Genomic DNA, 16,885 nt, shown 5'->3' on the forward strand with positions numbered 1-16,885 from the left:
GACACCATCGTGTGAACGGCGGGTGACAAGATCACTCGCGCGTCGTCGACGGAGCCAGCTGGACGTCTGTCGCCCGGGTGTCGAAGCCGAGCGCGGCGTACGTGTGCACGGCTGCGGCGTTGTCGCCGTCGACGTACAGCACCGCCGTCGTGCATCCCCGCTCTGCCAGCTGTGCGAGACCGGCGATCGTCAGCGCCCTGCCGAGACCGCATCCCTGGGCCCCCGGGTCGACGCCGACGACGTAGATCTCACCCTCCGACGGGTTCTGGGGATCGACCTTGGTCCAGATGAAACCCAGTGGCGCACCGCCGTCGTCGGGGGCGAGGAGTCGCAGCCCGTCCTCCCGGAACCACGCCTCGGCCCGACGGGCGTCGAGGTCGGCCTGCGTCGTCCGACCCTGCTCGGGGTGGTCGGCGAACGCCCGGGAGTTCAGGTCGAGCCAGGCCGCGTCGTCGTCGGGGCGTGCGGTGCGCAGGCGGAGCCCGTCCGGGAGCTGCGGGTCTGAGTCGGCGGGGGGCAGGGCTCGCTCGAGGATGCGGAGGTCACGGACCGGCTCCCACCCGAGTGTGGCCGCGAACGCCTGCGCGGCCGGGACGTAGCCGTGGGCCCAGACGTGAAGCGGGCCGCTGCGTCGTCCGGGCGCCCCGGAGCGGGCGGGCAGGCGAGCGTCGCGGACGGCGGTGCGCAGGAGCGTCGTGCCGAGCCCGCGGCGTCGGTGGTCGGGGTGGACCACGAGCTCGGCCGACGCGGGGTCCGTACCTCGGTCGATCTGGGCGTATCCCACGACGTCGTCACTCACGCGCACGACGGCGTGGGTCAGGTCCGCGCTGTCCGTGCGGAGGTTGAGCAGGGGCTGCTCGGACAGCGGCGGGACCCCGTCGGCCGCGGCTGCTGCGGCGGCGAGGGTGCGGACGGCGGTCGCGGTGGCGTCGTCGGGCGGGCCGATCTCCAGGTCAGGGCGCATGCCCCCATCACACCACTGTTTCCCGGAACGACGACCGGTCCCCGGAACGACGACCGCTCCCCGGAACGACGACGCCGAGGTCGACCCCAGCGCGCGAGGTAGTGCCTGCGAGGCACTACCTCGCGCGCTGAAGGTCGACCTCGGCGCAGTTGGTGCAGTTGGCGCAGAGGGCCGAGCGTCAGTCCTCGGACGGCGTGTTCAGGCCGGACGAGATCAGGTTCATCACCGACGAGTCCGCGAGCGTCGTGGCGTCGCCGACCTCACGGTTCTCCGCCACGTCGCGCAGGAGGCGACGCATGATCTTGCCCGAGCGGGTCTTCGGGAGCTCGGGGACGACGAGGATCTTCTTCGGCTTGGCGATCGGGCCGATCTCCTTCGCGACGTGGTCGCGCAGGGTCTTCTCGATGGTCGCCGACCCCTCGGGCGTCGACGCCTCCTCGGCGTGCTCGCCGCGCAGGATCACGAACGCGACGACGGCCTGTCCCGACACCTCGTCCGCGGCACCCACGACGGCGGCCTCGGCCACCAGCGGGTTGGAGACCAGCGCCGACTCGATCTCCGTGGTCGAGAGGCGGTGCCCCGAGACGTTCATGACGTCGTCGACGCGGCCGAGGAGCCAGACGTCGCCGTCCTCGTCCTTCTTGGCGCCGTCGCCGGCGAAGTAGATGCCCTCGAAGCGGGACCAGTAGGTGTCCTTGAACCGCTCCAGGTCGCCCCAGATGCCGCGGAGCATCGACGGCCACGGCTCCGAGAGGACCAGGTAGCCGCCGCCACCGTTCGGGACCTCGTGCGCCTCGTCGTCGACGACGGTCGCCGCGATCCCCGGCAGGGGCACCTGTGCCGAGCCGGGCTTGGTGGCCGTGACGCCGGGAAGCGGCGAGATCATGATCGCGCCGGTCTCGGTCTGCCACCAGGTGTCCACGATGGGCGCCTTGTCGCCGCCGATGACGCGGCGGTACCACATCCACGCCTCGGGGTTGATGGGCTCACCCACGGAGCCGAGGACGCGCAGCGAGGACAGGTCGTACTTCGCCGGGATCTCCTCGCCCCACTTCATGCACGCACGGATCGCGGTCGGTGCGGTGTAGAAGATCGAGACCTTGTACTTCTCGACGATCTCCCACCAGCGGCCCTGGTGCGGGCTGTCGGGCGTGCCCTCGTAGATGACCTGGGTGGCGCCGTTGACGAGCGGCCCGTAGGTCACGTACGAGTGACCGGTGATCCAGCCGATGTCGGCGGTGCACCAGTAGACGTCCGACTCGGGCTTGAGGTCGAAGACGTTCTTGTGGGTGAACGCGGCCTGGGTCAGGTAGCCACCGGTCGTGTGCAGGATGCCCTTGGGCTTCCCGGTGGTCCCGGAGGTGTAGAGGATGAACAGCGGATGCTCGGCGTCGACCCATGCAGGGGTGTGCTGGACGTCGGCGGACTCGAGCGCGTCGTGCCACCACACGTCCCGGTGGTCCGTCCACGCGGTGTCCTGGCCGGTGCGGCGCACCACCAGGACGTGCTCGACCGTGCTGGTCTCGGCCCCGTCCTTGGGAGCGATCGCGTCGTCGACGGCCGGCTTGAGTGCAGACGGCTTGCCACGGCGGTAGCCGCCGTCGGCGGTGATGACGACCTTGGCGCCGGCGTCGGAGATCCGGCTGCGCAGCGCGTCGGCGGAGAAGCCGCCGAAGACGACGGAGTGCGGTGCACCCAGGCGCGCGCAGGCGAGCATCGCCACGACGGACTCGACGATCATCGGCAGGTAGATGACGACGCGATCGCCCTTCTCGACCCCGAGAGCGGCCAGGGCGTTCGCGGCGCGGGAGACCTCGCGCTGCAGCTCGGCGTATGTCACCGTGCGGGTGTCGCCCGGCTCTCCCTCGAAGTGGATGGCGACACGGTCGCCGTTCCCGGCCTCGACGTGTCGGTCCACGGCGTTGTACGCGGCGTTCAGCTGACCGTCGGCGAACCAACGGGCGACGGGTGCGCCCGACCAGTCGAGCGTCTCGGTGAAGTCCTTCTTCCAGCTGATCAGGTCACGGGCCTGCGTCGCCCAGAACGCCGGGCCGTCGGCAGCCTGGCCGTAGATCTCCGGCTTCGCGTTCGCCTGCGCGGCGAACTCGGGGCTGGGAGGGAACGCCCGGGTCTCGTGGAGGAGGTTCTCCAGACCTGTCTGGGCGGGGGTGGACTCGTTCTCGGGCACGCGGACCTCCTGTGCGCATCGACGCTGGTGCGGTCCGTGGCACGCACGCACGTACGCGCTCGACGGACACGTCGGGGCTCTGCATGCACCCGACGAGCGTGAGTGTAGACCCCTGGCGGTGACCGGGGTCACCCTGGACCGCGATTCGGTCAGGGTGCTGACAAACGTGCCGGAACCGTGGCGACGTCGCACCGGTCCGCCGGTCGTGTGCCGCTCCGGTAGCGTCGGCGCCCGTGAGCCGCATCGTCGACGCCGTCGTCCCGCCCCGGATGGGCCGGGGGTTTCGGTGGCTGCTCGGCTCGTCCTGGGCCAGCAACATCGGTGACGGCATCGCGCTCGCCGCCGGGCCGCTGCTGGTCAACTCCCAGACGGGGTCGGCGTTCCTCGTCGCCCTCGCGGCGGTGCTGCAGCGTCTGCCGTGGCTCGTCTTCGGGCTCTGGGCCGGGGTCGTGGCGGACCGCTGGGACCGGCGCCGCGTGATCATCGGTGCGAACCTCGCCCGTGTGGTCGTGGTCGCGGTCCTCTGCGCGGCGATCGTGTCCGGTTCCGTGAACATCGCCGTCGTGCTGGTCGCGATGCTGCTCATCGGCATCGCCGAGGTCTTCGTGGACACGACGTCCCAGACCCTGCTGCCCATGCTCGTCCGACCCGCGGACCTCGGCACCGGCAACGCGCGGCTCCAGGCCGGCTATCTCACCGCCAACCAGCTCGTCGGACCGCTGGTGGGCGCCTCGCTCTTCGCCCTGGGGGCGGCGTGGCCGTTCGTCGTGCAGGTCCTCTGCGTGCTGCTCGCGGTGTACCTGATCTTCCGGCTCCAGCTGCCATCCCGCACGCTGCCCGCCGGTGCCGGTGCCCGCACCCACGTCCTGCGCGACATCGCCGAGGGGTTGCGGTGGACGTGGAACCACGCGGCCATCCGCACCCTGGCGATCGTCATCCTCGTGTTCAACCTGACCTGGGCGGCACCCTGGGGCATCCTCGTGAAGTACTCGACCGACCACCTGGGGATGGGCGAGGTCGGGTACGGCCTGCTCCTCGCGGCGGCTGCGGTCGGCGGTGTCCTCGGTGTCTTGGTCTACGGTCGGCTCGAGCGCCGGTTCTCGCCGACCGGGCTGATGCGGACCGCCCTCACGCTGGAGGTGCTCTTCCACCTCGCGCTCGCGCTGGCGACGGAGGGATGGCAGGCGGTCGCGATCCTCTTCGTGTTCGGCGTCTACACCTTCGTCTGGGGCACGCTCTCGCGCACGCTGCGCCAGCGTGCTGTGCCCGAGGCCTTCCAGGGGCGCGTCGCCTCGGTCTACGGCATCTGCACCTACGGCGGGCTCGTCGGCGGAACGCTCGTCGGTGGCGTGCTCGCCGAGGTCTGGGGGCTGACGGCACCGATGTGGTTCGCGTTCGTCGGCGCCGGCGTCACCCTCGCGCTGCTGTGGCGCCCGCTCGGCCACGTCTCGGCCGCAGCCCTGCCCGAGGGGGCCGGCCCGGGAGTCGGTCCGGCCGCCCGTGCCCCGGAATAGCCGTCGTGCCCGCTCGGTTGCCGACCCTGTGACCCACGTTCTGCAACCCCTCGTCCTCCGTGACCTGACGATCCCCAACCGTCTCTGGCTGGCGCCGATGTGCCAGTACTCGGCCGTCGACGGCGTCCCGGGCGACTGGCATCTCGTCCACCTCGGGGCGCGCGCCTCCGGCGGGTTCGGTCTGATCCTGACCGAGGCGGCCGCCGTCGTGCCCGAGGGGCGGATCTCCCCGCAGGACGCCGGGATCTGGAACGAGGAGCAGGAGCGCGCCTGGGCACGGATCACCGACTTCGTGCACGGCCAGGGCTCGACGATCGGGATCCAGCTCGCCCACGCGGGCCGCAAAGCGTCCACGTACCGGCCGTGGGCCGACGCGCGGGGCAGCGTCCCGGCCTCGGACGGCGGGTGGGCCACCCTCGGGCCCTCCCCGGTCCCGTTCCCCGGGTACGACGACCCCGTCGAGATGACCGAGGACGAGATCGCCGCGGTGCCGGGCCAGTTCGCGGACGCAGCGCGTCGCGCCGAGGCCGCCGGGTTCGACCTCGTCGAGATCCACGCCGCCCACGGATACCTCCTCCACCAGTTCCTCTCGCCGCTGAGCAACCACCGCACCGACGCCTACGGCGGGACGGTCGAGGGGCGCTCGCGGCTCCTCGTGGAGACGGTCGACGCCGTCCGGTCCGTCGGGCCCGAGGGCAGGCCGGTCCTCGTCCGCCTCTCGGCGACCGACTGGACCGAGGGCGGCCTGACGGTCGACGACGTCGCGCACGTCAGCCGGGTGCTCGCGGACCACGGGGTCGACCTCGTCGACGTCTCGTCCGGAGGCAACGCACCCGCGACGATCCCGGTGGGCCCGGGCTACCAGGTCCCCGCCGCGCGCCGGGTGCGCGAGGTGTCGGGGCTGCCGGTCAGCGCCGTCGGGCTGATCACGAGCGCGCAGCAGGCCGAGCAGACGCTCGTCGACGGCGCCGCCGACGCGGTCATGGTGGGGCGCGAGGCGCTGCGCGACCCGATGTGGCCGCTGCGCGTGGCCGCCGAGCTCGGCGGGGACCTGCTGGCCCAGCCCCAGTACGCGCGGGCGCCGTACGCCGCGCGCTGAGACTGGCCCGGTCTACGGGGCGGCGGGCCCTGCCGCCGCCTCGTCGAGCTCCATCTGCTCCCGGGCGGCCTTCTCGACGGCCTCGGCCACCTTCGTCGTCACGTCGGCGTGGAAGACCGAGGGGACGATGTAGGTCGGGTTCAGCTCGTCGTCGGACACGGTCGCGGCCAGGGCGTTCGCCGCGGCGAGCAGCATGGTGTCGTTGACGGTGCGCGACTGTGCGTCGAGCAGCCCGCGGAAGACGCCCGGGAACGCGAGCACGTTGTTGATCTGGTTGGGGAAGTCGCTCCGCCCGGTCCCGACGATCGCGGCGTGCCGTGCCGCCTCGGCCGGGTCGACCTCGGGACGCGGGTTGGCGAGCGCGAAGACGATCGCGTCGTCCGCCATCGTCGCGACGTCGTCGCCGGTCAGGACGTCGGGGGCCGAGACCCCGATGAAGACGTCTGCGTCCGCGACCGCGTCCCGCAGCGTCCCGGTGAGGTCGCGCGGGTTGGTGTGTACCGCGGTCCAGGCGAGCGCCGGGGACAGGCCGGGGCGCTCGCGGTGGACGACCCCGTCGACGTCCGCGACGACGACGTCCCCGGCTCCGGCCGCGATCAGCAGCTTGAGGATCGCCGTCCCCGCCGCGCCGGCCCCCGAGAGCACGATCCGCACCGTCTTGAGGTCCTTGCCGACGACGCGCAGCGCGTTGGTCAGGGCGGCCAGCGCGACGATCGCGGTGCCGTGCTGGTCGTCGTGGAACACGGGGATGTCGAGCTCGGCGCGCAGGCGGTTCTCGATCTCGAAGCACCGCGGTGCGGCGATGTCCTCGAGGTTGATCCCCGCGAACACGGGCGCGATGGCCTTGACCGTGCGCACCACCTCGTCGACGTCGGTCGTGTCGAGGGCGATGGGGAACGCGTCGATGTCGGCGAACCGCTTGAAGAGCGCCGCCTTGCCCTCCATCACGGGCAGCGAGGCCAGCGGGCCGATGTCGCCGAGGCCGAGGACGGCCGTCCCGTCGGTGACCACGGCCACCGTGTTGCGCTTGATCGTCAGGCGGCGGGCGTCGTCGGGCCGCTCGACGATCGCCTCGCACACCCGCGCGACGCCGGGCGTGTAGATCATCGACAGGTCGTCACGGTTGCGGATGGGGACCTTGGACTCGATCTGGAGCTTGCCCCCGAGATGGAGCAGGAAGGTGCGGTCCGAGATACGTCCGACGTTGACGCCGGGCACCCCGCGCAGCGCGGTCGAGATCTCCTCGGCGTGGGAGTCACCGCGTGTCGCGACGGTCACGTCGACCGTCATGCGGGCCTGCCCCGACTCGCGCACGTCGAGCGCGGTCACGAGTCCGCCGTGCTTCTCGATCAGGGTGGTGAGCTCGCTGACGGCGGTGGGCCGGGCCTCGACGTCGAGGCGGGCGGTGATGGACGAGGAGACGGACGGGGCAGACATAGTGCCCAGTATGGGTTCAGCGTCCGATATTGGCACGGCGTCGACGGGCCGCCCACGCGATCCCGACGGCGAGCGCGGCCACCCCGAGCAGGACCGTCCCCGTCCGCACGGGGTGCAGGTTCATCCCGAGCCGCACGGGCCGGGTGAACGTGAGCGCGTCCCAGCCCTTCTCGGCCGCCAGCCGGCGCAGCGTGCGGTCCGGGTTCACGACGGCGGCGTGCCCCACGGCGCCGAGCATCGGGGCGTCGGTGATCGAGTCCGAGTAGGCGTAGGAGGCGTCGAGGTCGTACCCGTGCCGGTCGGCGAGCTCGCGGATCGCCGTCGCCTTGTGCTCGCCGTAGGCGTAGAACTCGATGTCGCCCGTGTAGAGGCCCTGGTCGACGCTCATGCGGGTCGCGATCGCGTGGTCGGCCCCGAGCGCCGCCGCGATGGGCTCCACGACCTCCTCGCCGGAGGCCGAGACGATGACGACGTCGTGCCCCTGCTCGTGGTGCCGGACGATCAGGTCGACCGCCTCGGAGTACACGACGGGGTCGATGTGCTCGTGCAGGGTCTCGGCGACGATCTGCGAGACCGTCGCGACGTCCCAGCCGGTGACGAGGCTGGACAGGTGTGCGCGCATCCGCTCGGTCTGGGCGGCGTCGGCGCTGCCCATCAGGTACAGCAGGTGGGCGTAGGCGCTGCGCAGCACGTCGCCGCGCGTCAGGAGCCCGCCGCGCAGGAAGGACCGGGAGAAGGCGGCGGTGGACGACGTCGCGATGATCGTCTTGTCCAGGTCGAAGAAGGCCGCGACGCGCCGGGCAGGTGGGGTCGCGGTCATGGGCCGAGCGTATCGAGGTCCGCGCCGAACGTCCGCACCACGGGCCTGCACGTTTGTGCACAGGTTCGTCGGGCGGCGTTCTCCACAGCCACGGGGGAGGGCCGACGGCGCCGGTGGGCCCGCGACGCCAGAGTGGCGACATGGCAGTGGTGGGGGTGGTCGGAGCACACGGCGGTGCCGGAGCCAGCGGGCTGGCGGCCGCGCTGGCCGTGGGCGCCCGTGGTCGTGGGCGCAGCGTCGTCCTGACCGAGCTCGGCACGGCGGGTGGCGGGCTCGACGTCTTCCTCGGCGTGGAACAGGGCGTGGGCCGGCGCTGGCCCGACCTCCTGGCCCCGGGCGACCCGGCCGTCGCGGTCGACGACCTGGTGCGGTGGCGCGGCGTCGACGTGCTCAGCGCCGACCGGCTGCGACCGTGCGACCCGGGGGCCGACGGAGGAGCGCGGGCACGCGCCGTGCTGGACGCGCTCGCCGCGGCGGCGGAGCTCGTGGTCGTCGACGCGGGCCGAGCCCCGGCTCCGGGAGCGGTCAGCGGCCTCGACGCGTGCGACGGGATCGTCGTGGTCGTGCCGCGCACCGTCCAGGGCGTGGCCGGCGCCATCGCTGCCGTTCGCGCGGTGGAGGACCGGGGCCGCGTCGGTGTCGTCGACCGCGTCGGGGGTCCGCTCGGGCGGACCGAGGTCTCCGACGCGCTCGGCCGGGTCGGGTGGGGCTCCGTGCCCGACGTGCGAGGGTTCGCCGAGGCGGTCGACGCCGGGGCCGGGCCACCCGTCGGCCGGCGGGACCGGCTCGGGGCCTGGACCGCGAACGAGCTGTCGACCGGGCCGCTCGCCGCCCTCTGCGGGACACGGGCATGAGCGCGGGGCCGCTGCAGCGCTACCTCGACGAGCCGGGAGTCACCGACGTGCTCGTCAACGGGCCGGACGAGGTCTGGGTGGACCGCGGTCATGGGGTCCAGCCCGTGCCGGTCCGGTTCTCCGACGCCACGCACGTTCGTGCACTCGCGGTCCGGCTCGCCGCCGCCGGTGGGCAACGGCTCGACGACGCCAGCCCGCTCGTCGACGCCCGTCTGCCGGGCGGCGTACGGCTGCATGCCGTCGTCGAACCCGTCTGCTCGCAGGGTGCCGTGATCTCTCTGCGTGTTCCGCGCCGCCGGACCATGACCCTCGACGAGCTGGTCGTGGGCGGGACACTGCCCGCCGCGTGGGCGCCGCTCGTCGCGGGGATGGTGGCTCGTCGTGCGGGAATCCTCGTCGCGGGCGGCACCGGCACCGGCAAGACGACCCTTCTGGCCGCGCTCGTCGGGCTCGTCCCGCACGACGAACGGATCGTCTGCGTCGAGGAGGCGCGCGAGCTCGACCCGGACCACCCGCACGTCGTCCCGCTCACCGCCCGCCGGCCCAACGTCGAGGGCTCCGGGGCGGTCGGCCTGGACGAGCTCGTGCGCGCGGCGTTGCGGATGCGGCCCGACAGGATCGTCCTCGGAGAGTGCCGTGGCGCGGAGGTCCGCGACGTCCTGATGGCGATGAACACCGGTCACGACGGCGGCTTCACCACGCTGCACGCCAGCACGGCGGCGCACGTCCCGGCCCGGCTCGAGGCCCTCGGGGCGCTGGCGGGCATGGACCGGGACGCCGTCGCGGCGCAGACCGTCGGCGCGATCGACGTCGTGATGCACCTGCGCCGGACCGGTGGCCGCCGCCACGTCGCCGAGATCGCCACCGCCCGACGAGGGGCGGACGGGCGTCTCGTGATCGCCGCGGCGGCGGTCCACCACGGCGCGGGCGGCACGGACGGACGCGGTCCCGTCGCGGGAGCGGTGCTCGACCCCGACGCCTGGTCGTCGCTCTGGGAACGCTGGGCACCGTCCGCGGCCCCGGTCGCGGGCACCCCGTGACGATCCTCGCGGCGGTGCTGCTGGGCGCCGCGGTCTGGGTGGCGACGTCCCGCCCGCGGCGACGAGCAGTGCTGCGGTCGACGACCGACCGGCGCCCGGTGGCCGACGCTCCGCTCACGCTCGCGCGCGTCTGTGGACATCTTCGTGCGGGGGCGCCGCCCGCGTCCGCCTGGGCGCGTGTCGGTGTCGACACCGACGCCTTCGGGGTCCCGATCCTCGGGTCGATCCGCGCCGCGGTGCCCGACGCCTCCACGGCCCGAGCCGTCCGCGCGGGCTGCCTCGTCGCAGCCGACACCGGGGCGCCGCTCGCCCCGGTGCTCGGACAGGTCGGCGAGGCGCTCGCCGCCGCGGCCGAGGCCGACGACGACCGGGAGGCGGCGCTGGCCGGGCCGCGAACCACCGCCCGGGTGCTCGCGTGGCTCCCGGCGCTCGGCCTCGTGCTCGGGGCCGCCCTCGGGGCGAAGCCGCTCGGGGTCCTGCTCGGAGGAGGCCTGGGAACCGCCGCGCTCGTCGGCGGTGGGGTCCTGCTCGTCGTCGGCTACCGGTGGACGGGCGTCCTCGTCCGGCGCGCCCGTGCGGCCGGCGCCGCATGAGTGCGCTGGTCGTGGCGGGCCTGGTGTGGCTCGGCACGTGCCCGTGGTGGCTCCGCACCCGCGGCGTCGTCCGTCGCGCGGCCTCTCTCGATGCACCGCGCCCGACCGGCTCCGGGCCCGACGTCGGCGTGCTGCTCGAGCTGCTCGGTGCGGCGCTGCGTGCGGGGGCGAGCCTGCCCCGTGCCTTCGAGTCCGTCGGCAGGGCGGTCGGCGGACCGGAGGGTGAGGATCTCGCGGACGTCGCCGCGGTCCTGATGCGCGGTGGCTCGTGGACCGAGGCGTGGGACTCGAACGCCACGCGCTCCGCGGCGCTCGCGGTCGTCGCCGAGGCACTGCGCCCCGCCTGGGATCACGGCGCCGCGCCCGCGGACGCCCTGCGGGTCGCGCAGGCCGAGGCGCGTCGTGCGGCGAGCGCCGAGGCACGTGCTGCCGCCGGCCGGCTCGGTGTGCACCTCGTCCTGCCGCTCGGTGTCTGCTACCTGCCCGCGTTCGTCCTGGTCGGCGTCGTGCCGGTCCTGCTCTCGTTCGGCGCCCGTGCCTTCGTCTGAGGCGAAGCCTGCGCAGGCGCGGCAGGGAGACCGGAGTGTCTCCGCTGATCCACAGGCGGGCCGAGGCCCCAGGGGTTCCCACAGATCTGCGCGTGCCGCCGGGGCCCCGGCCGGCACGGTCCAGTCTCGTCGTACGGCACGCACCGGGCGGGCCGAGAAGAGGAGGAACCTGATGACGATCCGACTGCACCGCACACTGACCGAGCGCGTCGCCCACCTGCGGGCGCACGGGGAGGACGGTCTGGCGACCGCCGAGTACGCCGTGGCGACGGTCGCCGCCGTGGGGTTCGCCGGCCTGCTGATCGCCCTGCTCAGCAGCGACGAGGTTCGCGGCATGCTGCTGTCGATCATCCAGGGAGCGCTGACGATCTGATGGCACGGACGGCGGCGGACCGACCGGCGGGGCAGTGCGGCTCGGTCACGGCAGAGTTCGCGATCGCGCTGCCCGCGCTCGTGGTGCTGCTCGTCGCCGTCCTCACGCTCGCCGCGTCCGCCACGGCCCAGATGCGGTGCGTGGACGCGGCGAGGGTCGCCGCACGGGCGATCGCGCTCGGCGACGACGAGGCCTCGGTCCGGGAGGCGGTGCGGTCGACCGCGGGCGACGGCGCCGAGCTGGCGGTCGTCCCGGGCGAGGACTGGATCACGGTCGAGGTGAGCGCGCCGGTGGTCGGCGGATGGTTCGCCGGGGCACCGCTGCGCGCGAGCGGGAGCGCGGTCGCGCGCAGCGAGCCGTGAGGCAGCGCGGGTCCGGCACGGTGCTGGTGGTCGGTCTGATGGCCGTGGCTCTCGCCCTGCTGCTCGGGATCGGGGCGCTCGCGGCGGCGCAGCATGCCCGGGGAGTCGCGCAGGTCTCCGCGGACCTCGGCGCGATCGCCGGTGCGCAGGCCGTCCGCGCCGGGGGAGACGGGTGCGCCGTCGCCGGTGAGACCGTCGTGCGGAACGGGGCGGCCATGACGGGGTGCGCCGTGCACGGGCGCGGTGTCGTCGAGGTCGAGGCGGTGATCGAGGCGGACGTCGGCGCGCTGCCGGTCGGCACGGCGCGCGCCACGGCCAGGGCGGGACCGGCGGTCTGCCGTCAGCCGGGGGCGTGCGCGAGCAGCGCGTCGAGCAGCGCGACCGCCCCGGCCTTGTCGAGCGGCTCGTTGAAGCTGCCGCACTTGGGCGACTGGACGCAGGCGGGGCAGCCGTCCGCACAGGCGCAGCCGGCGATCGCGTCGCGCGTCGCCCGCAGCCAGGTGGCGCCGACGTCGTACCCGCGCTCGGCGAATCCGGCGCCGCCCGGGTACGCGTCGTAGACGAAGACGGTCGCGCGGCCGGTGTCGACGTGCATGTCGGTCGAGACGCCGCCGAGGTCCCAGCGGTCGCACGTCGCCAGGAGCGGCAGCATCCCGATCGACGCGTGCTCGGCGGCGTGCAGAGCGCCGGGTACCCGTGCGGCGTCCAGGCCGGCGGCGTCGAGGACCTCCGCGGGGACGGACCACCAGACCGCGGTGGTCTGGAGCGTACGTTCTGGCAGGTCCAGGGACTCGGTGCCGAGCACCTGGAGGTCGGGCAGGCGGCGCCGCTGATAACCCACCACCTGGGAGGTGACCTCGACCGGCCCGACTCCCCAGTCGACGGGTCCCCAGGATCGTCGGGTCGTGGCCGGGAGCTCCTCGGCGGGGCCGCCGCCGGGCACGTGCTCCTGCTGGTCGGCGATCAGGATGCTCGTGACGTCGCGCGACCACGTGCCGTGGTCGACGCCGCGGCGCTGCACGAGCGCGACGTGGTCGTCGAGGTCCAGGTGCTCGACGACGTAGGTCTCGCCCTGGTGCACGTACACGGCGCCGTCGTGAACCTGGCCGTCGGCCGAGCCGGCGTCGACGGTGCCCAGCACCCGGCCGGTCTCGGCCTCGACGACGCGGACCGGCACCCCGCCCGTGCCGCGCAGGTCCGTGAGTCCGGCCGCGCCCTGGGCGTGCGTCCAGTACCAGCCGCTCGTCCGACGTCGCAGCGCGCCCCGGGCGACGAGGACGTCGAGGACGGAGCGCACGTCCGCCGGTCTGCCGAACGACGGCAGGTCCTCCGTGCGGACCGGCAGCTCGGCGGCGGCCGCACACAGGTGCGGGGCGAGGACGTAAGGGTTGGTGGGGTCGAAGACGGTGGCCTCGAGCGGTGCGTCGAGGAGTGTCTCCGGATGACGCACGAGGTACGTGTCGAGCGGATCCTCCCGGGCGACGAACGCCACGAGGCCGTCGGCTCCGGCGCGCCCTGCCCGGCCTGCCTGCTGCCACACCGACATGCGGGTGCCGGGCCAGCCCGCGATCAGCACGGCGTCCAGACCGGAGATGTCGACACCGAGCTCGAGCGCGTTGGTCGTGGCGAGCGCCCGCAGCTCTCCGCCGCGCAGGGCCTCCTCGAGGGCCCGTCGTTCCTCGGGCAGATAGCCGCCCCGGTAGGCCGCGACGCGCGTCGCCAGGCTCGGGTCGACCTGACGCAGGTGCTCCCGGGTCACGGTCGCCACGGTCTCCGCGCCGCGGCGCGAGCGCGTGAACGCGAGACTTCTCGCCCCGTGCACCACGAGGTCGGCCAGCAGGTCGGCGGTCTCGGCCGTGGCCGACCGTCGGGGGCCGTCGTCGGGGTCGAGGTCGCCCTCGACGGGTGCGGCGTCCCAGCCGGGCCTCACGGGTGGCTCCCACAGGGCGAACGTCCGTGCGCCCGCGGGGGAGGCGTCGTCGTCGACGACGGCGATCTCCTCGGCCGGGACGCCGGCCAGCCGTCCGGCGGTCGTCGCAGGCTCGGCGGTCGTCGCCGAGGCGACCACGACCGTGGGCGGGCGGCTCCCGGCGGGCGCGTAGTGCGCCGCCAGCCGGGTCAGCCGGCGCAGGACGAGGGCGACGTGCGCGCCGAACACCCCGCGGTAGGCGTGCCCCTCGTCCACGATCACGTATCGCAGGGAGCGCAGGAGCCGCGCCCACCGCCGGTGGTTCGGCAGCAGGGAGAAGTGCAGGAAGTCCGGGTTGGTCAGGACAGCGTCGGCGTGGTCCTGGACCCAGCAGCGTTCCTCGAACCCGGTGTCGCCGTCGCACGTGGCGACGCGCAGGTCGCGGGCGCCGGAGGCGTCGACCACGCGCTGGACCCCCGCGAGCTGGTCGGCGGCCAGCGCCTTGGTCGGGCAGATGTACAGCACCGACCCGCGGCCGAGAGTCGACTCGATCCGGCCCGCGTCGAGCACGGTGGCCGCGGTGTCGGCGCGCACCGAGGTCAGCGCGGGCAGCCAGAACGCGAGCGACTTGCCGGAGCCGGTCGACGTCGCGAGCGCGACGTGTCGTCCGGACCACGCCGCCTCGGCGGCCTCGACCTGGTGCCGCCAGGGCTGGTCGACGCCCAGAGACCGGTACCCGGCCACGAGGGCGGGGTCGGCCCAGCGCGGCCACGGGGCGGACTCGCCGTCGCGAGCGGGGATCTCGGCGGCGTGCGTGAGCCGGTCCGCGCGCCGCCCGCCGGCGAGCAGCACGTCGAGCAGCGGGTGCGTCACCTCAGGAGTCGGACCCCTGCGCGAGGCTCAGCGCCGTCGCGCGGGCGAAGGCCGTGGGAGCGGTCACGCCACGGTGGTCCGCGTGGGCGGGGAGGGTCTGCCCGGCGGCGAGCCCTGCGGCGTACCCCACCATGTACGTGGTCAGCGGCGCCGCGGGTCGTTCGACGTTGTGCGCCGCGTCCCGCGCGAGGTCGAGGACGGCCTTGAGGTCCACCGACGCAGGATCGATGTCGAGCTGTGTCGATACCTCGGTGATCCACTCGTCGAGCGTTGTCATTGCGGCTCCTCGGGTACGGGGCGGGTGGCGCCCGGGTCCAGACGTTCTACATCGTCCCACGTGTCGACGTCGTCGCTCAGGTCGGCGGGGTCCTCGAGCGCGCGGCATCGCAGCCTCTCGATCACGCGCCTGACCGGCATGCCGTGAAAGGCCCCGGCCCCGGACCGCAGGTCGTCGAGCGCCGTCGCGAGCGCCGCGTGCCGGTACAGGCCGACGAGCCACTGGTCGCGCCCCTCCCGGCGCAGGTGCACGCCGTCCTCGGTGGGTGCCAGACCGCCGGCAACCTCGAGCAGCACGGGGACGGCGCCCGCGGCGCGCGGGACGTCGCACGCGAGCAGGAGCACCCATGCCGGCGCCGCGGATGGGCCCGCGGTCGGACGCCGTGACGCCAGCGACGCCAGCGCAGCCAGTCCGGCGTCGATCCCGGCGACCGGGCCGCCGAACGCGGGCTCCTCCCGCACCACGGATAGGCCGGGTCTGGCGAGGTGGGGCGGGCCGACCACGACGGTCTGCTCGGCGCCGGTCGTCGCCGTCAGGACGTGGTCGAGCAGCGGGCGCCCGACCACCACGACGTCCGGCTTGGGGGTGCCGAGCCGGGCGGCCCGTCCACCGGCGAGCACCAGCGCGTCGTACCGCGGTCCGCTCATCTACAGCACCACGACACGGACAGGATCCCCAGCGCGGACCGCGTCCACCTCGGCCGACACGATCACCAGGCAGTCGGCGACGACGAGCCCGGAGAGCAGGTGACCGTCGCGGCCCGCGGGTTCGACGCGGCCGTCGGGGCGGTGTCGGCCCGGCAGGATCTGCACGCGGCCCGGTGGGCTCGACCACTTGGTCGCGGCGACGCGTGGGACCGCGGGAAGGTCCGACGTCGTGCACCCGGCCAGGCGGCGGATCGTCGGCCGGGCGAACAGGGTGACCGAGACGAACGCGGCCACCGGACTGCCGGGGACGGCGATCCAGGGAACTCCCCGCCAGCGGGCGAGCGCCTGGGGGCGTCCGGGCCGCATGTCGACCGCGGCGACGTGCACGTCGGAGAGCCGCCCGTCACCGGAGTCGAGGAGTGCACGGACGACGTCGTGCGCACCGGCGCTGACACCACCGGACGTGACGACCAGGTCGACGTCCGCGGTGAGCTCGTCGAGGGCACTCGCCAGCGCCGTGACCGTGTCGCCGACGGACGGGTGTCGCACGGCCACGGCCCCCGCGGCACGGACCCCGGCCGCGAGCAGGTGCGAGTTCGAGTCGGGAATCTGCCCGTGGGCAGGGGCCCTCCCGGAGGCCACGAGCTCGCTGCCCGTGGCGAGCACCCCCACGCGGGGCACACGGTGCACGCGCAGCGACGTCGCGCCCGCCGAGGCCGCGGCGGCGACGACGGGGCCCGTCACCGACGTCCCGGCCGCGCACACCAGGTCGCCGGGCATCACGTCCTCGCCGCGCGGGCGGACGTGGGCGCGGTCGAGGCGTGGTACGGCGACGGAGGTCTCGACGCCCGCCACGCCGGCGCGGAACCGGCCGGTGGAGGTGCGCTCCACCGGGACGACCGCGTCGGCGCCGGGCGGCAGCGGGGCGCCGGTCATGATGCGCACGGCCTCCCCGGCCCCCAGCTTCGTTCCGGTCCCCGTCCCGGCCGCAGCCTCGCCGACGACGGCGAGCGCGACGGGTTCGCCGTCCAGCACGTCGAGGTCGCGGGTCCGGACGGCGTACCCGTCCATGGCGGCCATGTCGAAGGGCGGCACCGCCAGGTGTGCGCGGACGTCGGCGGCCAGGACGGACCCGACGGCCTCGTCGAGCGGCACGTCCAGCGAGGGGAGCGGGTTGACCATCGCCAGGGCGCGGGCACGATGCTCGTCGAGCTTGCTGGCGACCGGAGACATGCCGTCACTGTAGTCATCCGGGGTGCGAGGGGCCGGGGACCGGAAACCTCACACGCCGGGCCGGTCGGGTGTGCGAACTTCCTTACGCTCGATTAACCGTCCCCGCGCGGCGGCGAAACATCGGCTCCCTAGCGTCCTGCCTACTGACCGGCAC

General features: G+C 74.2%; 16 protein-coding genes and 1 pseudogene. 9 read left to right on the forward strand and 8 right to left on the reverse strand.

All coding sequences use genetic code 11. The features are described 5' to 3' along the window. Nucleotides 1-31: 31 nt before the first annotated feature. Together mshD and acs are read right to left on the reverse strand one after the other, a co-directional pair. On the reverse strand, nucleotides 32-964 hold the full coding sequence (gene mshD, locus Q343_RS0102340; RefSeq protein ID WP_029251981.1) for a mycothiol synthase: 933 nt from the start codon (nucleotides 962-964) through the stop codon (nucleotides 32-34). 178 nt (nucleotides 965-1,142) lie between these two features. Next, complete coding sequence (acs, locus tag Q343_RS0102345) at nucleotides 1,143-3,152, reverse strand: acetate--CoA ligase (RefSeq protein WP_029251982.1); 2,010 nt, start codon at nucleotides 3,150-3,152, stop codon at nucleotides 1,143-1,145. 233 nt (nucleotides 3,153-3,385) lie between these two features. On the opposite strand from acs, the gene Q343_RS0102350 reads away from it, so the two are divergent. Next, the gene (locus Q343_RS0102350; protein WP_043109157.1) at nucleotides 3,386-4,666 is read left to right on the forward strand and encodes an MFS transporter; all 1,281 of its coding nucleotides are present in this window, start codon (nucleotides 3,386-3,388) and stop codon (nucleotides 4,664-4,666) included. A 28-nt stretch (nucleotides 4,667-4,694) separates the two neighbouring features. After that, entirely contained in the window at nucleotides 4,695-5,765 is a 1,071-nt protein-coding gene (locus tag Q343_RS0102355) for an NADH:flavin oxidoreductase/NADH oxidase (protein ID WP_029251984.1), read from the forward strand. A 12-nt stretch (nucleotides 5,766-5,777) separates the two neighbouring features. On the opposite strand, the gene Q343_RS0102360 is transcribed toward Q343_RS0102355, so the two are convergent. Then, nucleotides 5,778-7,202, reverse strand: a complete 1,425-nt coding sequence (locus Q343_RS0102360) for an NAD-dependent malic enzyme (protein ID WP_029251985.1) — start codon at nucleotides 7,200-7,202, stop codon at nucleotides 5,778-5,780. 16 nt (nucleotides 7,203-7,218) lie between these two features. Next, nucleotides 7,219-8,022 carry an HAD family hydrolase gene (locus Q343_RS0102365; protein ID WP_029251986.1) on the reverse strand — a complete coding sequence of 268 codons (804 nt, stop codon included), beginning with the start codon at nucleotides 8,020-8,022 and terminating at the stop codon, nucleotides 7,219-7,221. A gap of 140 nt (nucleotides 8,023-8,162) precedes the next feature. Here Q343_RS0102365 and Q343_RS15545 point away from each other — a divergent pair, with 140 nt between their 5' ends. The 7 genes and pseudogenes from Q343_RS15545 to Q343_RS15670 all read left to right on the forward strand — a co-directional run. Beyond that, nucleotides 8,163-8,876: a CpaE-like family protein gene (locus tag Q343_RS15545; protein ID WP_155990603.1), complete on the forward strand. Its 714-nt coding sequence runs from the start codon at nucleotides 8,163-8,165 to the stop codon at nucleotides 8,874-8,876. After that, entirely contained in the window at nucleotides 8,873-9,916 is a 1,044-nt protein-coding gene (locus Q343_RS15550) for a TadA family conjugal transfer-associated ATPase (RefSeq protein WP_052366789.1), read from the forward strand. Before Q343_RS15545 ends, Q343_RS15550 begins: the two co-directional genes overlap by 4 nt. Further along, the gene (locus Q343_RS0102380; RefSeq protein ID WP_052366790.1) at nucleotides 9,913-10,509 is read left to right on the forward strand and encodes a hypothetical protein; all 597 of its coding nucleotides are present in this window, start codon (nucleotides 9,913-9,915) and stop codon (nucleotides 10,507-10,509) included. The genes Q343_RS15550 and Q343_RS0102380 overlap by 4 nt, the downstream gene beginning before the upstream one ends. Next, entirely contained in the window at nucleotides 10,506-11,057 is a 552-nt protein-coding gene (locus Q343_RS0102385) for a type II secretion system F family protein (protein WP_029251990.1), read from the forward strand. The genes Q343_RS0102380 and Q343_RS0102385 overlap by 4 nt, the downstream gene beginning before the upstream one ends. A 172-nt stretch (nucleotides 11,058-11,229) precedes the next feature. Then, the gene (locus tag Q343_RS0102390; RefSeq protein WP_029251991.1) at nucleotides 11,230-11,430 is read left to right on the forward strand and encodes a DUF4244 domain-containing protein; all 201 of its coding nucleotides are present in this window, start codon (nucleotides 11,230-11,232) and stop codon (nucleotides 11,428-11,430) included. Beyond that, entirely contained in the window at nucleotides 11,430-11,792 is a 363-nt protein-coding gene (locus tag Q343_RS0102395; protein ID WP_029251992.1) for a TadE family type IV pilus minor pilin, read from the forward strand. Before Q343_RS0102390 ends, Q343_RS0102395 begins: the two co-directional genes overlap by 1 nt. Continuing rightward, a pseudogene (locus Q343_RS15670) lies at nucleotides 11,732-12,109 on the forward strand (Rv3654c family TadE-like protein); the annotation flags it as partial. The gene Q343_RS0102395 and the pseudogene Q343_RS15670, both read left to right, overlap by 61 nt. Before the next feature lie 23 nt (nucleotides 12,110-12,132). Here the strand turns inward: Q343_RS15670 and Q343_RS0102405 are convergent. From Q343_RS0102405 to Q343_RS0102420, 4 genes are read right to left on the reverse strand one after another with little or no spacing between them, the layout of a single operon-like run. Further along, the gene (locus tag Q343_RS0102405; protein WP_029251994.1) at nucleotides 12,133-14,574 is read right to left on the reverse strand and encodes a DEAD/DEAH box helicase; all 2,442 of its coding nucleotides are present in this window, start codon (nucleotides 14,572-14,574) and stop codon (nucleotides 12,133-12,135) included. A 1-nt stretch (nucleotide 14,575) separates the two neighbouring features. Beyond that, entirely contained in the window at nucleotides 14,576-14,851 is a 276-nt protein-coding gene (locus tag Q343_RS14400) for a DUF6457 domain-containing protein (protein ID WP_052366791.1), read from the reverse strand. Next, nucleotides 14,848-15,498: a molybdenum cofactor guanylyltransferase gene (gene mobA, locus Q343_RS0102415; RefSeq protein WP_029251996.1), complete on the reverse strand. Its 651-nt coding sequence runs from the start codon at nucleotides 15,496-15,498 to the stop codon at nucleotides 14,848-14,850. Before mobA ends, Q343_RS14400 begins: the two co-directional genes overlap by 4 nt. Next, complete coding sequence (locus Q343_RS0102420) at nucleotides 15,499-16,731, reverse strand: molybdopterin molybdotransferase MoeA (protein WP_029251997.1); 1,233 nt, start codon at nucleotides 16,729-16,731, stop codon at nucleotides 15,499-15,501. It lies immediately after the preceding gene. Nucleotides 16,732-16,885 lie beyond the last annotated feature (154 nt).

Source organism: Paraoerskovia marina DSM 21750 (genome assembly GCF_000701465.1).
GTDB classification, from domain to species: domain Bacteria; phylum Actinomycetota; class Actinomycetes; order Actinomycetales; family Cellulomonadaceae; genus Paraoerskovia; species Paraoerskovia marina.

Bases quoted from the DNA above. Each gene is read 5' to 3' on its own strand.
- Q343_RS0102395 (WP_029251992.1), top strand. From the start codon at position 11,430: ATGGCACGGACGGCGGCGGACCGACCGGCGGGGCAGTGCGGCTCGGTC.
- Q343_RS0102360 (WP_029251985.1), bottom strand. From the start codon at position 7,202: ATGTCTGCCCCGTCCGTCTCCTCGTCCATCACCGCCCGCCTCGACGTC.
- Q343_RS0102390 (WP_029251991.1), top strand. From the start codon at position 11,230: ATGACGATCCGACTGCACCGCACACTGACCGAGCGCGTCGCCCACCTG.
- mobA (WP_029251996.1), bottom strand. From the start codon at position 15,498: ATGAGCGGACCGCGGTACGACGCGCTGGTGCTCGCCGGTGGACGGGCC.
- Q343_RS0102365 (WP_029251986.1), bottom strand. From the start codon at position 8,022: ATGACCGCGACCCCACCTGCCCGGCGCGTCGCGGCCTTCTTCGACCTG.
- Q343_RS14400 (WP_052366791.1), bottom strand. From the start codon at position 14,851: ATGACAACGCTCGACGAGTGGATCACCGAGGTATCGACACAGCTCGAC.
- Q343_RS0102385 (WP_029251990.1), top strand. From the start codon at position 10,506: ATGAGTGCGCTGGTCGTGGCGGGCCTGGTGTGGCTCGGCACGTGCCCG.
- mshD (WP_029251981.1), bottom strand. From the start codon at position 964: ATGCGCCCTGACCTGGAGATCGGCCCGCCCGACGACGCCACCGCGACC.
- Q343_RS15550 (WP_052366789.1), top strand. From the start codon at position 8,873: ATGAGCGCGGGGCCGCTGCAGCGCTACCTCGACGAGCCGGGAGTCACC.
- Q343_RS0102420 (WP_029251997.1), bottom strand. From the start codon at position 16,731: ATGTCTCCGGTCGCCAGCAAGCTCGACGAGCATCGTGCCCGCGCCCTG.
- Q343_RS15545 (WP_155990603.1), top strand. From the start codon at position 8,163: ATGGCAGTGGTGGGGGTGGTCGGAGCACACGGCGGTGCCGGAGCCAGC.